This window comes from Streptosporangium sp. NPDC002721, assembly GCF_042888905.1.
Taxonomy (GTDB): Bacteria; Actinomycetota; Actinomycetes; order Streptosporangiales; family Streptosporangiaceae; genus Streptosporangium.
This window is the reverse complement of the sequence record NZ_JBIAQI010000003.1, coordinates 409,918-428,208: the sequence shown is the minus strand read 5'-3', so window position 1 is coordinate 428,208 and position 18,291 is coordinate 409,918. Positions and strand designations below refer to the sequence as shown.

Here is an 18,291-nt window from a genome sequence, read left to right as displayed (position 1 = left end):
ATCGGCGCAGCCGTGGGTGGCGACCTTGGTGCGCACCATCTTCGACCAGCCCACCAGTGACGCGGTGCGCACCCAGCACACCTGGGTCATCGACGCTTTGGAAGCGAAGTATCCGGCCGCGTGCGAGCACCTGGACGCCGCCCGTGAAGAGCTCCTGGCCTTCGCCGCCTTCCCTCGGGAGGTCTGGCGGCAGATCTGGTCGAACAATCCCCAGGAGCGGTTGAACAAGGAGATCCGCCGCCGCACCGACGTGGTCGGGATCTTCCCTGACCGCGGCTCGATCGTTCGTCTTGTCGGTGCGGTTTTGGCCGAGCAAAGTGATGAGTGGACCGAGGCGCGCCGCTACATGGGCCTGGACGTTCTCGCCAAGACCCGGATGCGCGTCATCGCCGGCGACACACCGCAGCACAATCCCATCCCGCAGACACTTACCGCTTAACCTGCAGAAACAGGATCACGCGAAGGTCAACTCATACACCACTTCGCTGGACGTGACCCCGTCTGGTCGGCGTTGCTGGCCGGGCGGGCTCGCTAGACGAGTGTGGTGGTGCGGTGACTGGTTGCGGAGGGCGCCGGAGGTCTCGCACCACCACACTCCTCACCTGCCAGAGAGTGCTCGCTTTGCAAGTCGGAAGTCATCTATGCTGACGACAAGTCGAGTAGTTGGGTTGTTAATATGTCTGTTTCCGGCGAGGAGTACGCGCCTCCCAAGTACGCCCAGATTGTTGCGCAGATCCGGCAGAAGATCACGGACGGCACCTATCCGCCCGGTTCCTTGCTGCCCTCGGAGACGCAGCTGATCCGGGAGTTCGCGGTCAGTCGTCCTACCGTGGTGCGAGCACTCCAGGTGTTGCAGCTGCGGGGCTTCATCGACCGGGAGCACGGCAAGGGTTCGTATGTGAAGATGGCGCCCCCGCTGGCTGAGGAGGACTTCTCCCGGCCTGGCCGTGCTGTCTTGGATCGTGCAGAAGCCAACCAGGGCGCTGCGGTATTGGAGGCGGGTCCGCGTCCGGCTCCGGCGAACATCGCGGCGACGTTGGCTCTGCCCACCGGGGCGCCGATCATGATGCGCCGGGTCTTGCTGAGCGACGGGGGCGAGCCGTGCGAACTGGTCACCTTCTGGTGTCCGGTCGAACTGGCAGAAGGAACCGATCTCGGCAAAGCACTGCCGTTGACGGTGGGCATTCGTCAGCACGTGCAGGCGGTCAAGAATCTGCGGCTGGATCACGTCATCGAGCGCTTGGCAGCTCGTCACCCTACGGCCGATGAGATCAAGCTGTTGGGGCTGAACAAGACGACGGCAGTCATGGGAGTGACGGCCCGGGTCTTCGCCGGGAATCGCCAAGTCATGATCATTGAGGTCGCCCTACCGGGGACGCTCCATGAGTTGGAAGACACCTACTCTCTGTAGTGTGATGTAGACCACACATTCAGATGGAAACTCGACTTGTCGAGTATACGTTCATCAGTTAACTTCAACTCGACAGTACGAGTTAGCGACAGAGCGACTAGACAATAGGAGAACACATCATGGCCATCCAAGGCTCCATCCCCGTCAGCTTCGACCAGGTCTTCCCGCACGGCTGCTACATCGTCGGCGAGGTCGAGCAGGTCAAGGACTTCACCGCCTCCACCGGCGGACGCACCGTCTACGCCAAGGACAAGACCACCGGCGAACTCGTCTGGCAGGTCGCCGTCATGGACGCCGACCCCACCCTCAAGGCCACTCAGAAGACGGTGGCGGTCAAGATCTTGTCCCCGGTCCAGCCGGTTCCCCCGCCCCCGCTGCCCAACATGCCGTTCGTCCCGGTGGAGTTCGACGGCATGACCGCCACCGCCTACGTCGCCGAGAAGACGGGCCGTCTGGCCTGGTCCCTGCGGGCAACCGCGATGCGCGCTCCTCGGTCCGGCTCGGGTGCGGTCAAGGCTTCGGCCGGTAAGGAGATGGCGGCGTGAGCGAGCACATCCCCTACACCCGCGCCTCGCTGTCGGTCGATGAGGACGGCACCCGGCTCGACGTCTCTTTCTACACGCCGGACGTGTCGGTCATGGCGCTCGGAGGTGGGCGCGACCGCCCCTTCCTGACCCTGTCCTCTCGTGAGGCACACGTGACGGTCTCCACCACCGGCGCCGGACCGGTCACCGAGCGGGACGTGAACCTCGCCCGAAAGATCGCCGATGCCGCCGCGCGCTACCTCGCCAACTGCGAACAGCTCTACACCGACCAGGCGGCTACCCCGATGCTGCCCGGCTTGGACGAGGTCGCTGCCTGACATGCAAGCGGGGCCGCTGGAACTGGCATTCCGGCGGCCCCTCGGTTCTCCCCAGACGCGAATCAAGAGAGGGCTCAAGCCTAATGTTCAAAAAACTGCCCGGTGACGAGGCACGCACCCTCGTCACGACGACCCCCGACACTGCTGTAGTGTTCCGCCCGGCCGTGGTCCGTACCCCGGCCATCCTCACCATCACCATCTTCCTGTGGCCTCTGCTGGTCGGGGTGATCCGGCTCATCTGGCGCCACCCGGTCATCGTGACCGTGCTCGTCGTTCCCGCTATGCTCGGCCTCCTGTACGGCTGGGAATTCGCCGTCACCCCGCTCGCCGTGCTCGTCCTGAATCTGACCATCTGGGCGCTGCTGGATCGAGCCTCGTTCCTGCGCTGGGTGGGCTGGCGCCTGCTGGCCTGGTGGCGCCTGGTGTGGATCTACCGCCGTCACTGGCAACCGGTAATGATCATCTCCGGCCTCGGTCGTCACCTCCAGGGCCGCGACTACCTTCCCCACCTCGTCCGCGTCTCCTGCACGTCCTGGGCCGATGTGGTCACGGTGAAGATGATCAGCGGGCAGTCAGTCAAGGACTGGTCCGACCGCATCGACCACCTCGCCCACGGCTTCGGCGCCTCCTCCTGCCGGGTGGCCATCGTGCGAGCCGGTCGCCTCCAACTGACCTTTCCCCGCCATGACCCGCTGGCCCTCCCTCTGCCGGCGGTTCCCCTCCCAGCGACTGCCTCGGTGGGGCCGGTCGAGATCGGTAAGTGCGAGGACGGTCACCCGTACCTGCTCAAGGTGCACGGCACGCACGTACTCATCGCGGGCGCGACGGGTGCGGGCAAGGGCTCGTTCCTGTGGTCGGCCATCCGTGGTCTCCTCCCGGCGGTCCGGGCCGGTGTCGCTGAGGTGTGGGCGCTGGATCCCAAGCGGATGGAACTGTCCTACGGACGCGAGATCTTCGAAGACCGCTACGCCGCCGATCCAGCCGCGTGCGCCGATCTGCTGGAAGCAGCCGTGAAGATCATGCAGGAGCGGGCCGACCGTTACACCGGACTCCAGCGCTCCCACACCCCCACCCTCGATGACCCGTTCGTCCTGGTGCTCGTCGACGAGGTGGCGTTCCTCACCGCCTACCAGTCCGACAAGGGCCTCAAGCTCCGTATCTCCGCCGCGCTGGCGACGCTGACCACCCAGGGCCGTGCGGTTGGGTTCGGCGTGATGGCCGCGCTCCAGGACCCGCGCAAGGAGGTCATGAACATCCGCAACCTGTTCCCCGACAAGATCGCGCTCCGCCTGGATGAGTCGGAACAGGTGGACATGGTTCTCGGCGACGGTGCCCGTGATCGGGGAGCGCTGGCCGATCACATCTCCCCGATCCCCGAGCAGGGCGCGGGCGTCGCCTACGTCCGCTTGGAGACCTCCCCCGATCCCATTCGGGTGCGCGCGGCCTACGTCTCCGATGCCGACATCAGAGACATGGCGGCTCTGGTCACGAGTGACACGCTGCCGATCGAGATGGAGGGGGCGGCCTGATGCGCATCATCCTGCACGCCACCCCGGCCCAGATCGCGAGCCTTCCCTTCCAGCGGTTGCACACCGTTGACGGCTCCGACCTCGCCGAAGTGACGGTGATCGTCGACCTCGACTCCGCCCGGTTGCGCAAACACCCCTACCGCGACACCTACCGGATCTGCGCCGATCTCGTCGACCCGAAGGGGGCCATGTGACCGACACCCTCACTCCCTCCCCGAACGACACCCCTTCGACCGACACCCCGCCGAACGGTGCTGATCGCACCCTTCCCCGTCTCGTCCGTGACACCCTGCCCGTCGCTCTGGACGTGGCCATCGAGGTGGCCAAGCTCAACGGCGTCTGTATCCGTCCCATCGAGATGCGACGCCTGGACACCCACACCGGCCAGAGCGAACCCTTCGACATCCCCTGCGGCACCACGCAGGAAGCCAAGTGCCCGCCGTGCGCCAAACGCAATCAGCAGCTGCGCCGGGCGCAGTGCCGGGAGGGCTGGCACCTCGACCACGAACCCGTCGCCGAACCCCACCCCTCCACCGATGATCAGAAATGGCTGATCGAGTTCCGGGCCGACGTGGAAGCCAAGCGGGACGAGGCCGAGAGGAACGGCGAAGAGGTCGCCGACTGGGACGAGGCCATCGCGGGCATTGATGCGGAGATCAATGCCGCCGGGATGCGGGGCAATGTCCTCGGTGGGCGGACGGCTCCCAAGCGCTCGCGGTCGACGAGGCGCCGCCAGGACGCGCCGGACCTGCCCAAGCGGGCCAAGCAGGACACCACCCTCGGCCGGACCTTCATCGCCCCCGATGGCAGGGTCTACCGCCCATCGCTGTTCGTCACCCTCACCCTGCCCTCCTACGGCCGTGTCCGCTCCGGGCTGGGTGTGCCGGTCGATCCGAGCACCTACGACTACGCGGCGGCTGCTCGCGATGCGCTGCACTTCTCCAAGCTCGTCGATCGGTTCGTGCAGAACCTGCGCCGGGTGGCGGGCTATGACGTGCAGTACTTCGCCACCGTCGAACCACAAAAGCGGCTCGCCCCGCACCTGCACATGGCAATCCGCGGGACCATGCCGCGCGCGGAGATCAAGGCGATCGCTGCGGCGACCTACCACCAGGTGTGGTGGCCATCGGTCACTGAGGTCCGCTTCGACGGTGAGCACCTGCCCATCTGGGCGGAACGGGCCGACCTGGGTGACGGCGCCACCTACCCGGACGGCCAGGCCGGCGACTACCTCGACCCCGCCACGGGAGAACTGCTGCCCACCTGGGACGAGGCCCTCGACCAGCTCGACGCCGACGAGGCGGCCGAACCGCTGCACGTGGTCCGCTTCGGTGCCCAGGTCGATGTTCAGGGCCTCGTGGCCGGATCGCCGGACGCGCACAAGCGCATCGGCTACCTCACCAAGTACCTGACCAAAAGCTTGGGTGATCCCCTCGACCCTGACGACCCCGCCACCGAGAACCCCGCACGCCGTGACCACGCCACCCGGATGGTCGAGGCGCTGCGCTACGAACCGTGCTCGGCCACCTGCCCGAACTGGCTGAGGTACGGCGTGCAACCCAAGGGCGCCAAGGCGGGCATGCTGCCGGGCCGGTGCAAGGGCAAGGCGCACAAGGCCGAACACCTCGGCTATGCGGGCCGTCGCGTGCTGGTCTCGCGCAAGTGGTCGAACAAGACCCTGCGCGAGCACAAGGCCGACCGCCGGGCCTGGGTCCTCGACATGCTCGGCCTGCCCGATGAGACCGTGACCGACTCCCACCGCTACGTCTGGCGGCCGGTCTCCTCCAAGGATCCGACTCGCACTCCGCTGGCCAAACGGCTGCTGCGCGGGATCGCCGACCGCCACCGCACCAAAGCACGCCTGGCCGAACTCCAAGACAGAGCAGAAGGACAGAACGTTTCGGCAGTCGAGATTCGGGAGGCAGCGTGAGCAAGAACCGCGACCAGCTCATGACCGTTCCGGAAGTCCTCGACGAACTCGGCGGGGTGTCTCGACGCACCTTCTACCGCTGGCGAGAGATCGGCCACGCTCCACAGGGCCTCAAGCTCCCGAACGGCGAGATCCGCATCTACCGCAGCGACTTCACCGCCTGGCTTGAAACCCTCCGGGAGGCGGCGTGAACACCTCCTACGACGTGAAGTTCTGGGAGATTCGCCGGAACGCGACCAGTAAGACACCGTCTTACGTCATTCGTTGGAAAGTCGGAGGCCGAGAGAAGTCCAAGACCCTGCGAACCAAGGCTCTCGCTGAAAGCTTCCTGTCGGACCTAAGGCAGGCGGCCAGGCGGGGTGAGGCATTCGATATGGAGACCGGCCTCCCGTTGTCCCTGCTGGCTGTGAAGAGCGCGGCAACCTGGTTCAGCTTCGCTCTGGCCTATGTGGATATGAAGTGGCCTCACGCGGCGGCCAAGACGCGCGACAGCCTCACCGATGCTCTGGCGACCATCACACCCGCCCTCGTCGACCAGGACGCTCCTGGCAAGCCGGACGCGTTGCTTCTGAGGGAGGTGCTGCGGCAGTTCTCGCTTCCGCCGGCCGCTCGTCAACTCGCCCAACCTCCGGAGATCCGTACGGCTCTGGCCTGGCTCGAACGGCATTCCCTTTCCATCTCCGACCTGGCCAAGGTCCGGAACGTACGGCTCGGCTTGGACGCGCTGACGCTCCGGCTCGATGGTGGGGCCGCCGCTGCCACCACGATCGCCCGTAAGCGGTCGGTCTTCTACAACGCCCTTCAGTACGCGGTGGACCTGGAAGAACTGCCCTCCAACCCGATCGACAAGGTGAAGGCGTGGAAGCCTCCGAAGGTCCGGGAGGTCGTGGATCGGCGCGTGGTGGTCAACCCGGCCCAGGCTCGGGAGCTGCTCACCGCGGTGACCTACGTGAGCCGTCTCGACCGTGGCCGGCACCTGCGCGGCTTCTTCGCCTGCCTCTACTTCGCGGGTCTGCGCCCGGCCGAAGCACTCGGGCTCCGCAAGCAGGACTGCTACCTTCCGGCGACCGGCTGGGGGCGGTTCGTCCTGGCCAAGTCCAAGCCGCAAACGAACAAGAAGTGGACCGACAGTGGTGAGGGTCACGACGATCGGGGCCTGAAGCACCGGGCCGAGGACGAGGGCCGTCCCGTGCCGATCCCGCCCGAGTTGGTGGCCATTCTGCGCGAACACATCGAGGAGTTCGGTGTCCACGAGGACGGCCGACTGTTCCGTAGTTCTCGCGGTGGCGTGATCTCCATCGGGACCTACTGCGAGGTGTGGAAGGCGGCTCGGGCCTTCGCGTTGACTCCCGAACAGCAGGTCTCACCCCTGGCTGCCCGGCCGTACGACCTGCGGCACGCGGCGGTGTCCCTGTGGCTCAATGCCGGGGTAGCGGCTCCCGACGTGGCGGAGCGGGCGGGACACGGGGTGGACGTGCTACTCAAGGTCTACGCCAAGTGCATCGACGGGGGCGCGGAGATCGCCAATCGCAGGATCGACGACGCATTGGCCGCATGATCGGTCATGCACTGAAGAGGCTCCGGAACCCCCGGGGCCTCTTTGCTTTCTCCCAGTGATCTCAAGCAGCCTCATTCGCTTGAGTCAAGCGCCAGCGGTGGTCCAACCCATATCGAGCTTGGCCAACAGAAGCCTGGCGCCGGGCCGGTGGCCTCCCCCTTCGGATGGATTATCCATGACGCGGTGGAGGACATCTGTGGCGCTACGAACGCGACTCGTGATGCCTTCGATCAGGGCGACGGATCCAGATGAGGGATCTTCGTAGGTCTCGAAACCCGGCTCGGGCTGGAAGCAGCCCCACCAGTCCAGCAGCGTGTTGAGAGCCTCCTGCCGGGGCGGGCCTGGCCGGTCGCCGATGACCCGCAGGAAAACGCCTGTAGCCGGGACGGCGGCCGGGTAGAGAGTGCCGGCGTGATCGTTGCTGACCGCGGACCGCAGATCGGCCAGCGCGCGGACGGCTTGTCCAGCGGAGACGAAGTGCGCCAACGCCTCCACCGCGACTTGAGCATCCCCGGGACGGTACCAACGCGGGCCGGGTATCCGGCTCCAGTCCACCATCTCCACCGTCGCTCCTCGAAGGCGTCCCGCAGTGATTCTTGCAACGCGACCTGCGCGGATGCGACCAACATCATTCCGCGTATATTCCGCGAACACCGACTCGGGGCCGCTCAGAGCGGCACACGGCTGCACACCCCGGAAACGATCAACGGCGCCTCACCGAGGCCAAGTGCCTGGTCAGACGCCGTTTGCGATGCTCAGCGGAGAGCGTGGGATTCGAACCCACGAGACCGGTCACCCGGCCTAGCGGTTTTCAAGACCGCCGCCATCGTCCACTAGGCGAGCTCTCCTGGCGACACGTCCGGAGAACGTGTCAGATTGCACCCTAGTCTCTCATTGGCCCGAGCGTGCCCGGACCCGGCGGGCGCCTCGTCGCCGATTCGGGGGCGAGGCGCCTGCCGGGGGTGGATCAGGACTGGATTCCGGCGAAACCGTCGCCGACCGAAGCGGCCAGGCGGAGGTAGGACTCGCGGGTGCCGGGCTGCAGCCTTTCCAGGTCGATCTCCGCGCCCTCCTCGAGGTGCGGGTCGTAGGGGACGCGGATGACGGCGCGGCAGCGGGCCGCGAAGTGCGCTTCCAGGCGGTCGAGGTCGACGGTCGACTTCGAGCGCGGGCGGACGCTGCACAGCACCACGGTCGCGGAGCGGACGAGCTCCTCGTAGTGGTGGGCCTCCAGCCAGTCGAGGGTCGCCGAGGCGGCACGGGCGCCGTCCACGGATGGGGAGCTGACCAGGACGAGCTGGTCGGCCAGGCCGAGCACGCCGGACATGGCCGAGTGGAGCAGGCCGGTGCCGCAGTCGGTGATGCAGATCGAGTAGAAGTTCTCCAGGACCTGGGAGACCGACTGGTAGTCGGCCGCGCTGAAGGCCTCCGACACCGACGGGTCACGGTCGGAGGCGAGGATCTCCAGGCGCGACGGGGCCTGGGAGGTGAAGGCCCGGATGTCGACGTACCTCTTGATCTGCTGCCGCTCGTTGAGCAGGTCGCGGACGGTCGCGGAGGTTTCGAGCTCGACCTTGTCCGACAGGGTGCCCCGGTCGGGGTTGGCGTCGACCGCGATGACCCGGTCGCCGCGTACCTGCGCCAGCGTGGCGCCGAGGCCGACCGTGGTCGTGGTCTTGCCGACACCGCCCTTGAGGCTGAGCACGGCGACCCGGTGGTGGCCGGTGGCCACCGGGGTGCGTGCGCGGCCGACCAGCTCCCTGCGGCGGCGGACCTCCGGGGACTCGCCGGGCTTGATCAGCCCGGCCGACGCCTTGTAGACCAGCTTCCGCCAGCCACCGGCGGGCGCGTTGCGACGGCCCCTCAGCAGCGACTCCGGGTCCAGGCTGTCGGCGGACTGCCGGGCGGCGGTGCCCGGAGGCTGCTGCTGCCTGGCCGGTGCGCCGAAGGCGGGTGCCGGGGTGGTCTGGCGGCGGCGTGCCTGGTACGGCTCCCGCACCGGTTCGGCCGCGTCCCGTCCGGGTGCGAATGGGCTCTCCCGTTCCGTGCGCTCCTGGGACGGGTCCCGCTCGGGGGCGGGAGCGTCCCGGCCCGGCGCGAAGGCCGTGGGGCCGGAGAAGGCCGCGAAACCAGAGGAGCCGGAAGAGCCGGATGGAGGGGGCGGAGCCGAGCTGGAACGCTCCGTCCCGAAGGACGAGCTGGAACGCTCCGTACCGAATGAGCCGCGGGAACCGGGAGCGGTCTCCGCGCCGAAGGAGCCCGAGGAGGGCTCCGGGCCGAACGCGCCCGAGGTGGCGGGACGCTCCGGTGGCGCGGCCGCCTCGGGCCTGTCGGTGCCGAAGGACTCGGGGGCCCGGAACGAGTCGGCGGGCTCGGGCTCGGGACCGGACGAGGGAACGGGCGCCGCGACGGGCTCGAAGCGGTCCGAGGTGGACTCGAAGCGGTCCGCGACGGGCTCGAAGCGGTCCGAGGCCGGTTCGAAGCGCTCGGGTGCCTGCCTGGGCGGCTCCTTGATCACCGACGTCGCCGCGGGCTCGAAGGGCTCGAAGGAACCGAAGGTCGTACGGTCGCGGTCGTGCTCGGCGTCGGCGGTGGAGGAGTCGGCCTCCACGGCATCCGGCGAGAATCGGTCGCCACCGTCGGACCCGCCGGACTTACCGGACTCGGACGCGCCGGACGCGGACCGGCCGGCCTCGGAGGTCCCGGAGGTCCTGGAGGTCCCGGCGGAGAGCTCTCCGCTGGTCGAGGAGAAGTCCCCGCCGCCCTGGGTGGAACGCGTGCCGCCGCTTCCGAAGGAGAAGCGGTCGGAGTCACCGCCGAACTCCGTGCTGCCGAAGGTGAACCGCTCGGTGTCCGAGGACGACGGCTTCGACGGCTCCGCGTCGGGAGCGTCGGCCGAGGCGGGGGCCGAGGCCGCCGGTTCCGCCGAACGCTGGGGCTGCTCGAACAGCCCGCGGGTCGGCTCCTGCGCGGGCGCCGCGAACGGGGTGCGGATGTGCGGCTCGGTGTAGTCGGCGGGGCCGTAGTCACCGGTGTCGGCCTGTTCCTGGCGCGGCAGTGGCTTGAGCGGCGCGAGGAAGCCGTCGTTGTCCTGCTTGCCGGACGCCGGGGCGGGCACGGTGAAGGAACTCACCGTGTCGGAGGCCTCCATCCAGTCGGCCGCGTCGGCGTCCTCCACCGGCGGGTCGGCGACCGGGTGGGCCGAGTCGACGGCCGCGCGGAACAGCGGCGAGGACGTCGCGTCGGGCTCGGCCGGGACCAGGCTCCAGGGGTCCTGCGGGTACGGCGAGACGACGGCGTCGTCCACCGCGGTGGCCTTCACCGCCAGGGCGGGCGCCTCCTCCTCCTGCTCCTTGATGGCGTCGAGCCACGCGAGCTGTTCCTCGAGAGATTCCTCACGATCGTGTCTTGCCACCGTGTTCCCCCTCGGGATGGGCATAAAAGGGCAGCAAACACATAGCAGGTTAACGCCCTGTGTTCCTGTCAACGTGAGCAACCACCAAGTTGGGGCTCAGCGGATACCTTTGCTCACATGCGCGCCATCGTGATCGATAAACCAGGTGGACCGGAAGTTCTGACGTGGCGGGAGGTTCCCGATCCGCTGCCCCAGCGTGGCGAAGTCATCATCGACGTGGCCGCCTCCGCGGTCAACAGGGCCGACGCGCTGCAGCGTCAGGGATTCTACGACCCGCCCCCCGGTGCCTCCCCGTACCCGGGCCTGGAGTGCTCCGGCGTGGTCGAGGCGGTGGGATCGGACGTCGAGGGGTTCGCGCCGGGCGACCGGGTGTGCGCGTTGCTCAGCGGCGGCGGGTACGCCGAGAAGGTCGCCGTTCCCTGGCAGCAGCTCATGCGGGTGCCGGAGGGCGTCGACCTGGTCGACGCCGCCGGGCTGCCCGAGGTGGCCTGCACGGTCTGGTCCAACGTCTTCATGACCGCGCGCCTGCGGAAGGGCGAGACCCTCCTCGTCCACGGCGGCGCCAGCGGGATCGGCACGATGGCCGTACAGCTGGCGAAGGCGTTCGGCTCGCGCGTGGTCGTCACCGCCGGGTCCCCCGAGAAGATCGCCCGCTGCCTGGAGCTGGGCGCCGACGAGGGGATCGACTACCGGCGGGAGGACTTCTCCGAGAGCGTGAAGGCCGACGTGATCCTCGACATCATGGGCGGCAAGTACCTGCCGGGGAACGTCAAGGTCCTCAAGACGGGCGGCCGGCTGGTGGTGATCGGCCTGCAGGGCGGCACGAAGGGCGAGCTGAACCTGGGGGCCCTGCTCGCGAAGCGGGCCTCGGTGCACGCCACCGCGCTGCGCTCCCGGCCCGTCGACGAGAAGGGGGCGATCGTACGCGGGGTCGTGGACAACGTCTGGCCCCTGCTCGACGCCGGGGCCATCCGGCCCGTGGTGCACGCCCGGGTGCCGATGAACGACGCGGCCGAGGCTCACCGCATCCTGGAGTCCGGAGAACACATCGGGAAAATCCTGCTAGTAAGTTGAGGCTATGAACGCTGAGGAGAGCACTCCGCACATCGTGGTCGTGGGGCCCCAGGGCTCCCAGGCGGAGGAGGAGGGCGAGAGCCGGTCCATCGCCGACCTCGTCGAGCAGCCCGCCAAGGTGATGCGCATCGGCAGCATGATCCGTCAGCTCCTCGAGGAGGTCCGGGCGGCCCCGCTGGACGAGGCCAGCCGCAAGCGGCTCAAGGAGATCCACCAGAGTTCCATCAAGGAGCTCGAGGACGGTCTCGCGCCGGAGCTGGTCGAGGAGCTGGAACGGCTCTCGCTGCCGTTCACCGAGGACGTCAACGGCACCCCGCCCAGCGAGGCGGAGCTCCGGGTCGCCCACGCGCAGCTGGTCGGCTGGCTCGAAGGGCTGTTCCACGGCATACAGACCACGCTGTTCGCCCAGCAGATGGCGGCTCGCGCCCAGCTGGAGAACATGCGCAGGGCCCTGCCCGGCGGCATGTCCCTCCAGCAGCAGGAGGGCCCTCCGGGCGGCAACGCGGGCCCCTACCTGTGAGCCTGTAAGGCTGAACGCGGGCCTCTACCTGTGAACCTGTAAGGCTCGCGGGCCTCTACCTGTAGGCCTGTAAGGCTTTGAGGCCGCACGGCTCCGCGCTCGCGGGGAGCGCGCCGCACGCGGCGGGAGGGCACGGCGTCACGCTCCGTAGAACTCCTCAAGGACTCCGGCGACCCCGTCGTCGTTGTTGGCCGCGGTCACGTGATCGACCGCGGCCAGCACCTCCGGGTGGGCGTTCGCGACGGCGTACGAGACGCCGGCCCACCGGAGCATCGGAAGATCGTTGGGCATGTCGCCGAAGGCGATCACCTCTTCGGCCGTGATCCCGAGCGACATGGCCAGGTGGGACAGCGCCGAGGCCTTCGTCACACCGTGCGCGCTCATCTCGATCAGCGCCCGGCCGCTGGAGTGGGTGGGGGTGACCAGGTCGCCGACCAGCCCGCAGACCGCCGCCTGGAGGATGTCGGGATCCATCGTGGGATGCAGCGCCAGGAGTTTGGCGCAGGGCCGCGAGGTAAGCGTGTCCGTTCCGACGCGGAGTCCGGTAACCGACTTACTGTCCCATCCTCCGAGACGGAAGTCCGATTCGTGGGCGAATCCGCCCTCGTATTCCACAGAGAACGCAAGGTCGGGAACCTTTTCGCGAAGGCGCCTCACGACCTCTTCAAGCACGTCCGGGTGGATGAGGTGGGATTTGACGATCTGCTCACTGTGCAGGTCGTAGACGAGGGCTCCGTTGGCGCATATGGCCAGCCCCCGATGGCGTACGGCTCCCGCGACCATGTGCATCCAGCGAGGCGGCCGGCCGGTCACGAAGACCAGCGTGGCCCCGGCGTTCTCCACAAGCGCAAAAGCGGCTGCCGTACGGGGGGAGACGGTGCCGTCCGAGCGCAGCGCGGTGCCGTCGAGGTCGGTGGCGACCAGCCTGGGGCTTTGCATAACACGTCCCAGTGTGCACTGTGATGGCCGACCTGTCGGCCCCGGGATCCGGTCAGGAATCTTCCTCATGGCGGGAACACGCCTGCGCCGGATAGTGTTAGATGTGATGGCGTTGTATTAGCTGAATCCCGTTGTGAAAACCAGTTTGACTGAGCCACCCCGGGGCCCGCTGTACGACACATGGGGTTCATGAGGTGTGAATCCCAAAGTTTCAAATCCTGAGGGAGAGCTTTAATGGCTCAGGGAACCGTCAAGTGGTTCAACGCTGAAAAGGGCTTCGGCTTCATCGCACCGGACGGCGGTGCACCGGACGTGTTCGTGCACTTCTCCGAGATCCAGGGCAACGGCTACCGTAGCCTCGAAGACGGCCAGCGGGTCGAGTTCGAGATCACCCAGGGCCAGAAGGGCCCGCAGGCCTCGCAGGTCCGCGCCGTCTGACGCATAGACCTCTTGGTTGAACGGGAAGGCGGGGTTCGCTTCTGGCGGACCCCGCCTTTCGGTTTCCCGGGCCCCGACCCTCCGGGAGATCCGAGGGCGGACGTAGCCCTGGAAGATCCGGGGGCGGGGCGTAGCGGCCCGGCCCCCTTCCCGCCTCTGAGAGCGCCCCTGAGGGCTCCGGCCAGGACTGTGGCGGGAAGGACCACTTCCCGCCCTCCCATGTGCCTGTGGACGTGCCGGGCGTCACCGGCGAGCACGCTCCGCCCGGGGCGGGACCGCGCGCGCCACCCGGGCTCCGGGACACGCCTCGCCTATCCGGGAGACACCTCGCCTATCCGGGACACGCCTCGGCCATCCGGGACACGCCTCGGTCACGAAGGCCGCCAGCCCCGAACCGGGGCTCGTCGCGGCGGATCTACCCGGTCATGGAAACTTCGCGAGCGCCCCTCCTCGCCTGGTTCGGTCATCCGGCGACCGTGGTCGCCACCTTCGTACTGCTGATCAACGACCATCTCCTCAAGGCCCTGTGGCCGGGGCTCGTCACCGGCAAGCTGAGCGACGTCGCGGGGCTGCTGGTCGCCCCGCCCGTGCTCGCCCTCGTCCTCTCGCCGGGCCTCGCCCTCTCCCGGACCGGTTCCTCCCCTGTTCGCGCCCGGCTCGTCGCCCTGGTCGCGATCGCCGCCACCGGCGTCGGCTTCACCCTGGTCAAGACCACGGAGGCGGGCGCGGAACTCGCCTCACGGGCGTGGACCCTGGTCGCCGGCCCCTCGCTCGTCCTGGCCGACCCGACCGACCTGGTGGCCCTGCCCGCGCTGGGCGCCGCGTGGCTGGTCTGGCGCCGGTGCGGTGCCGGTCACCCGGCACGGCGGGTCCGCGCGCTGGTCATCGTCCCGGTCGCCCTCGTCGGGGTGACCGCGACCTCGGCCGAACCGGGGCCGCCCGCCGCGACCCAGGTCTTCGTACGTGGCGAGGCCATCACCGTGGTCATGGACCATGAGACCGAGATCGTCTCCAGCGACGGCGGCCGTACGTGGGCCGCCCTTCCCGTCCGGGAGCAGGGTCCCCGAAGCCTCCCGCCCTCGGACCCGCCGGAATCCTCCCCCCTGCCGGACGTGGCGTCCCCCTCGCCGAGCCCGGGGCTCGCGGAACCCGGGTCCTCGTCCGTCCCCGATCGGGTGACCCGGGCCTGCCTGCCCGACGAGCCCGCGCACTGCTACCGCGTCGTCCCTCCCCGGCTGGCGGTGGACGAGTCCCGGGACGGCGGGGCCGGCTGGGACACCGTGTGGGCGGTCTCCGAAGGACGCCAGGGGGCTCTCCAGCGGCGTACGGAGGAGCGGTGGTCACGGTCGTGGCAGGGTTCCTCGGCCATCGCGGTGCAACGCGTACCGGACGGGCACGTGGTGGTGGCGGCCAACGGCGACGACGGCATCGTCGTACGGGACGCGCGGGGAAACTGGCGGCGGATGGGCCTGTCCGACGGGGGTTTCTCCGCGAACGCGGCGATCCCGCTCGACGCGCCGGGTGTCGGACTGGCGACCGAGCACCGCATCGGCCTGTTCGTCGGCCTGCTCGGCTTCATGTCCGGCATGGCCGTGGCGCGCCGTCACGTGAGGCGGAACCCCGGCATGACCGTGTTCGCGCACGTTCTCGCCGCGGTCGGTTTCGTGCTCGCCCTGCCGTCCGGCGGGCGTTCCCACGACCTCATCGACTTCGGCGTTCTGGTGGCCGCGCTCGGTGGTTTCTGCGCCCTCGTCGCGACGCTCCTCGTCGCGCTGGCGGCGATCATCGCGCGCGTACCGGCGCGGACCTGGCTGGCGCTGGTCGTCATCGCCTCCTGTACGCCGCTGTCGATGTGGATGCTCTTCACCGGCTGGGAGTCGGGCGTCATCGACGACTACTCGACGGTGGGGTTCCTCGCCTGGCTCGTCGGCGGTGCCGGAGTGGGGGCGTCCGTCCTGGTCGGCTGGGCGGGCCCGGCGGGAGCGGAAGGGGCGGGGGAGACGGGGGAGATGGAGGGACGTCCGGCGTGAACGCGAGGAGGGCCCCGCCGCGCGGCGGGGCCCTCCTCACAAGCGGCCCCGAGCGGGCCTGAACGGTCTTGAGCGGGCCCGAACGGTCTACTTGACGGGTTCGAGCACGTCGAGGCCGACGTACGGCCGCAGGGCCTTGGGGAGCACGACGGAGCCGTCGGCCTGCTGGTGGTTCTCCAGGATGGCGACGATCCAGCGGGTGGTGGCCAGCGTGCCGTTCAGGGTGGCCACGTGCTGGGGTTTGCCGCCCGAGTCGCGGAAGCGGACGCCGAGGCGGCGGGCCTGGAAGTCGGTGCAGTTGGAGGTCGAGGTGAGCTCGCGGTAGCGGCCCTGGCTGGGCACCCACGCCTCGCAGTCGAACTTCCGCGCCGCCGAGGACCCCAGGTCTCCGGCCGCGGTGTCGATCACCCGGTAGGGGAGCTCGACCTTGGCCAGCATCTCCTTCTCCCAGTCGAGCAGGCGCAGGTGCTCGGCGTGCGCGTCCTCGGGACGCACGTAGGAGAACATCTCGACCTTGTCGAACTGGTGGACCCGGATGATGCCCCGGGTGTCCTTGCCGTACGAGCCCGCCTCGCGGCGGAAGCACGAGGACCATCCCGCGTAGCGGTGCGGGAGCGCGGAGCCGTCCAGGATCTCGTCACCGTGGTAGGCCGCCATCGGCACCTCGCTCGTACCGACCAGGAACAGGTCGTCGTCGGGCAGGTGGTAGACCTCGCTGGCGTGGGCGCCGAGGAAACCGGTGCCCTTCATCGACTCCGGCTTGACCAGCACGGGCGTGATCATCGGGACGAAGCCCGCCTCGATCGCCTGCTGCATGGCCATGTTGAGCAGCCCGAGCTGCAGCCGCGCGCCGACACCCCTCAGGAAGAAGAACCGCGAGCCCGAGACCTTCGCGCCGCGCTCCATGTCGATCGCGCCGAGCAGCTCGCCCAGCGCCAGGTGGTCCTTGGGCTCGAAGCCGAAGGACGGCTTCTCGCCGATCTCCTCCAGCACGACGTAGTCGTCCTCGCCGCCGGGGGGAGCCCCCTCCTCCACGAGGTTGGGGACCGTGTAGAGCAGCTCGTCGAGCTCGGCGCCGAGCCCCTCGGCCTCGGTCTCGGCGGACTTGACCTGCGAGGAGAGGTCCTTCGCCCGGCCCAGCAGGGCGGCCTTCTCCTCCCCGGAGGCACGGGAGACCGACTTGCCGACGGTTTTCTGCTCGGCGCGGAGCGTCTCGAAGCGACTCAGCGCGCCGCGCCGCCGCTCGTCGAGGTCGAGCAGCGTGTCGACGACAGAGTCGTCCTCACCGCGGGCACGCTGCGACGCCCGTAGCCGGTCGGGATCCTCACGAAGGGTACGCAGGTCAATCACAGCCACAAGGCTACCGATGTACGGCTCGCACCCGCGCCCGGATTAACCGTCCCGTCCCCCGCGGCGCCCGTTTCCGGCTGGTTCCCCGCTTGCCGGGACGCCTTTGGCGGACACTCTCCGGCGGGGGCCGGCTCGCGGGGGCGGGTGACGGTCAGACCTGGCCGGTGCGGACCCTGCTGAGCCAGCTCGCGGCCCCGGAGAAGTCGTCGTCGTTCGTGCCGTGCTTGATCTGCGGGAAGAGACCGTCGGCGCGCGGGTAGCTGCCCAGGAAGCGGACCTCGGCGGAGATCCGGTGCAGACCCGAGATCGCCTCCCCGACGCGGGCGTCGGCGACGTGGCCCTCGAAGTCGAAGTGGAAGAAGTAGCGGCCGATGCCGTCGCCGGTGGGCCGCGACTCGATGCGGGAGAGGTTGACGCCGCGGACGGAGAACTCGGTCAGCATCTCCAGCAGCGCGCCCGGGTGGTCGTCGGCGAGGAAGACGACCAGCGAGGTGCGGTCGGCCCCCGTCGGCTCGGGCAGCGGGCCGGGACGCGACACCTGGACGAACCGGGTGACGGTGTCGGTGCGGTCGCCGATCCTGGCCGCGAGCTCGACCAGGCCGTAGTGCTCACCGGCGATGCGCGCGGCGATGGCCGCGTCGTACGGCGAGCCGGGAAGCGCGACCTCCTGCGCCGCGGCGGCGGTCGACGGGGCGGCGACCACCACGGCGTCGGGCAGCTCGCGGGCGATGAAGTTGCGGCATTGGGTGATGGCCGCGGGGTGGGTGAAGACCCGCTTGATGTGGCCGATCTCGGTGTCGGGACGCGCCAGGAGCGAGAACTCGACGGGGAGCAGCAGCTCGGCGGTGATGAGCAGCGACTCGCCCCGGGCGAGCTCGTCGAGGGTGGTGGTGATGGCGCCTTCGAGCGAGTTCTCCATCGGGACGACGGCTCCGTCGGCCTCGCCTCGCCGGGCGGCGTCCAGGGCCGCGGTGACGTTCGGGCTCGGCAGGCGCTCGGCCTCGGGCGCCAGGATGCGCAGGGCTTCCTCGGTGAAGGTCCCCTCCGGTCCCAGGTAAGCGAGTTTCGACATGCCCCCAGGTTATCCGGCGATTGTTAGAAAATGTGCGGAGGATTACATACCGACGCGGCCGATCTCAGCGTGACCACTCGAAGTCTTTCCACGTCAGGGGCCGTTTCCGCTGGATCGTTCTTTTCGACGGCCACGTCCCGCCCGGCGCCGCCGTCCCTTCTGG

At 68.9% G+C, this 18,291-nt stretch carries 18 protein-coding genes and 1 tRNA gene; 13 read left to right on the top strand and 6 right to left on the bottom strand.

Annotated elements, in window-relative coordinates; translation table 11 throughout:
• The 9 genes from ACFYWM_RS06160 to ACFYWM_RS06120 form a co-directional block, all read left to right on the top strand.
• On the top strand, window positions 1–439 hold a 439-nt coding region (locus ACFYWM_RS06160; RefSeq protein ID WP_389909298.1), incomplete at its 5' end, for a transposase.
• 237 nt (window positions 440–676) lie between these two features.
• Window positions 677–1,411 (top strand): GntR family transcriptional regulator, encoded by a 735-nt coding sequence (locus tag ACFYWM_RS06155; protein WP_389909295.1) that lies wholly within the window; start codon window positions 677–679, stop codon window positions 1,409–1,411.
• Between the two features lie 119 nt (window positions 1,412–1,530).
• Window positions 1,531–1,956 (top strand): plasmid replication, integration and excision activator, encoded by a 426-nt coding sequence (locus tag ACFYWM_RS06150; RefSeq protein ID WP_389909292.1) that lies wholly within the window; start codon window positions 1,531–1,533, stop codon window positions 1,954–1,956.
• The gene (locus ACFYWM_RS06145; RefSeq protein WP_389909290.1) at window positions 1,953–2,273 is read left to right on the top strand and encodes a hypothetical protein; all 321 of its coding nucleotides are present in this window, start codon (window positions 1,953–1,955) and stop codon (window positions 2,271–2,273) included. The genes ACFYWM_RS06150 and ACFYWM_RS06145 overlap by 4 nt, the downstream gene beginning before the upstream one ends.
• An 83-nt stretch (window positions 2,274–2,356) precedes the next feature.
• On the top strand, window positions 2,357–3,802 hold the full coding sequence (locus tag ACFYWM_RS06140; RefSeq protein ID WP_389909287.1) for an FtsK/SpoIIIE domain-containing protein: 1,446 nt from the start codon (window positions 2,357–2,359) through the stop codon (window positions 3,800–3,802).
• A complete protein-coding gene (locus tag ACFYWM_RS06135) occupies window positions 3,802–3,996 on the top strand; it encodes a hypothetical protein (RefSeq protein WP_389909284.1) in 195 nt (64 codons plus the stop codon). The genes ACFYWM_RS06140 and ACFYWM_RS06135 overlap by 1 nt, the downstream gene beginning before the upstream one ends.
• Window positions 3,993–5,732 (top strand): replication initiator, encoded by a 1,740-nt coding sequence (locus ACFYWM_RS06130; RefSeq protein WP_389909281.1) that lies wholly within the window; start codon window positions 3,993–3,995, stop codon window positions 5,730–5,732. The genes ACFYWM_RS06135 and ACFYWM_RS06130 overlap by 4 nt, the downstream gene beginning before the upstream one ends.
• Window positions 5,729–5,923, top strand: coding sequence for a helix-turn-helix domain-containing protein (locus ACFYWM_RS06125; protein ID WP_364231741.1), 195 nt, complete (start codon window positions 5,729–5,731; stop codon window positions 5,921–5,923). Before ACFYWM_RS06130 ends, ACFYWM_RS06125 begins: the two co-directional genes overlap by 4 nt.
• Entirely contained in the window at window positions 5,920–7,290 is a 1,371-nt protein-coding gene (locus ACFYWM_RS06120) for a tyrosine-type recombinase/integrase (protein ID WP_389909278.1), read from the top strand. The genes ACFYWM_RS06125 and ACFYWM_RS06120 overlap by 4 nt, the downstream gene beginning before the upstream one ends.
• Window positions 7,291–7,374: 84 nt before the next feature.
• Here the strand turns inward: ACFYWM_RS06120 and ACFYWM_RS06115 are convergent, their stop codons facing one another.
• The 3 genes from ACFYWM_RS06115 to ACFYWM_RS06105 form a co-directional block, all read right to left on the bottom strand.
• Complete coding sequence (locus ACFYWM_RS06115; protein WP_389909275.1) at window positions 7,375–7,854, bottom strand: hypothetical protein; 480 nt, start codon at window positions 7,852–7,854, stop codon at window positions 7,375–7,377.
• A 195-nt stretch (window positions 7,855–8,049) separates the two neighbouring features.
• Window positions 8,050–8,138: transfer RNA gene (locus ACFYWM_RS06110), tRNA-Ser, on the bottom strand.
• A 119-nt stretch (window positions 8,139–8,257) separates the two neighbouring features.
• Window positions 8,258–10,705 (bottom strand): AAA family ATPase, encoded by a 2,448-nt coding sequence (locus tag ACFYWM_RS06105; RefSeq protein WP_389909272.1) that lies wholly within the window; start codon window positions 10,703–10,705, stop codon window positions 8,258–8,260.
• Window positions 10,706–10,822: 117 nt separating this feature from the next.
• Between ACFYWM_RS06105 and ACFYWM_RS06100 the strand changes: the two genes are divergently transcribed.
• A complete protein-coding gene (locus ACFYWM_RS06100) occupies window positions 10,823–11,779 on the top strand; it encodes an NAD(P)H-quinone oxidoreductase (RefSeq protein WP_389909269.1) in 957 nt (318 codons plus the stop codon).
• A 4-nt stretch (window positions 11,780–11,783) separates the two neighbouring features.
• Window positions 11,784–12,299, top strand: coding sequence for a bacterial proteasome activator family protein (locus ACFYWM_RS06095; RefSeq protein WP_389909266.1), 516 nt, complete (start codon window positions 11,784–11,786; stop codon window positions 12,297–12,299).
• A 138-nt stretch (window positions 12,300–12,437) separates the two neighbouring features.
• Here ACFYWM_RS06095 and ACFYWM_RS06090 read toward each other — a convergent pair whose 3' ends face one another.
• Window positions 12,438–13,238, bottom strand: a complete 801-nt coding sequence (locus ACFYWM_RS06090) for an HAD family hydrolase (protein ID WP_389909263.1) — start codon at window positions 13,236–13,238, stop codon at window positions 12,438–12,440.
• A 234-nt stretch (window positions 13,239–13,472) separates the two neighbouring features.
• Between ACFYWM_RS06090 and ACFYWM_RS06085 the strand changes: the two genes are divergently transcribed.
• Window positions 13,473–13,676: a cold-shock protein gene (locus tag ACFYWM_RS06085; RefSeq protein ID WP_012886943.1), complete on the top strand. Its 204-nt coding sequence runs from the start codon at window positions 13,473–13,475 to the stop codon at window positions 13,674–13,676.
• 425 nt (window positions 13,677–14,101) lie between these two features.
• The gene (locus ACFYWM_RS06080) at window positions 14,102–15,706 is read left to right on the top strand and encodes a hypothetical protein (RefSeq protein WP_389909260.1); all 1,605 of its coding nucleotides are present in this window, start codon (window positions 14,102–14,104) and stop codon (window positions 15,704–15,706) included.
• Window positions 15,707–15,793: 87 nt separating this feature from the next.
• On the opposite strand, the gene serS is transcribed toward ACFYWM_RS06080, so the two are convergent.
• Window positions 15,794–17,056, bottom strand: coding sequence for a serine--tRNA ligase (serS, locus tag ACFYWM_RS06075; RefSeq protein ID WP_389909257.1), 1,263 nt, complete (start codon window positions 17,054–17,056; stop codon window positions 15,794–15,796).
• Between the two features lie 151 nt (window positions 17,057–17,207).
• Complete coding sequence (gene pheA / locus ACFYWM_RS06070) at window positions 17,208–18,128, bottom strand: prephenate dehydratase (RefSeq protein ID WP_389909254.1); 921 nt, start codon at window positions 18,126–18,128, stop codon at window positions 17,208–17,210.
• Window positions 18,129–18,291: the final 163 nt, after the last annotated feature.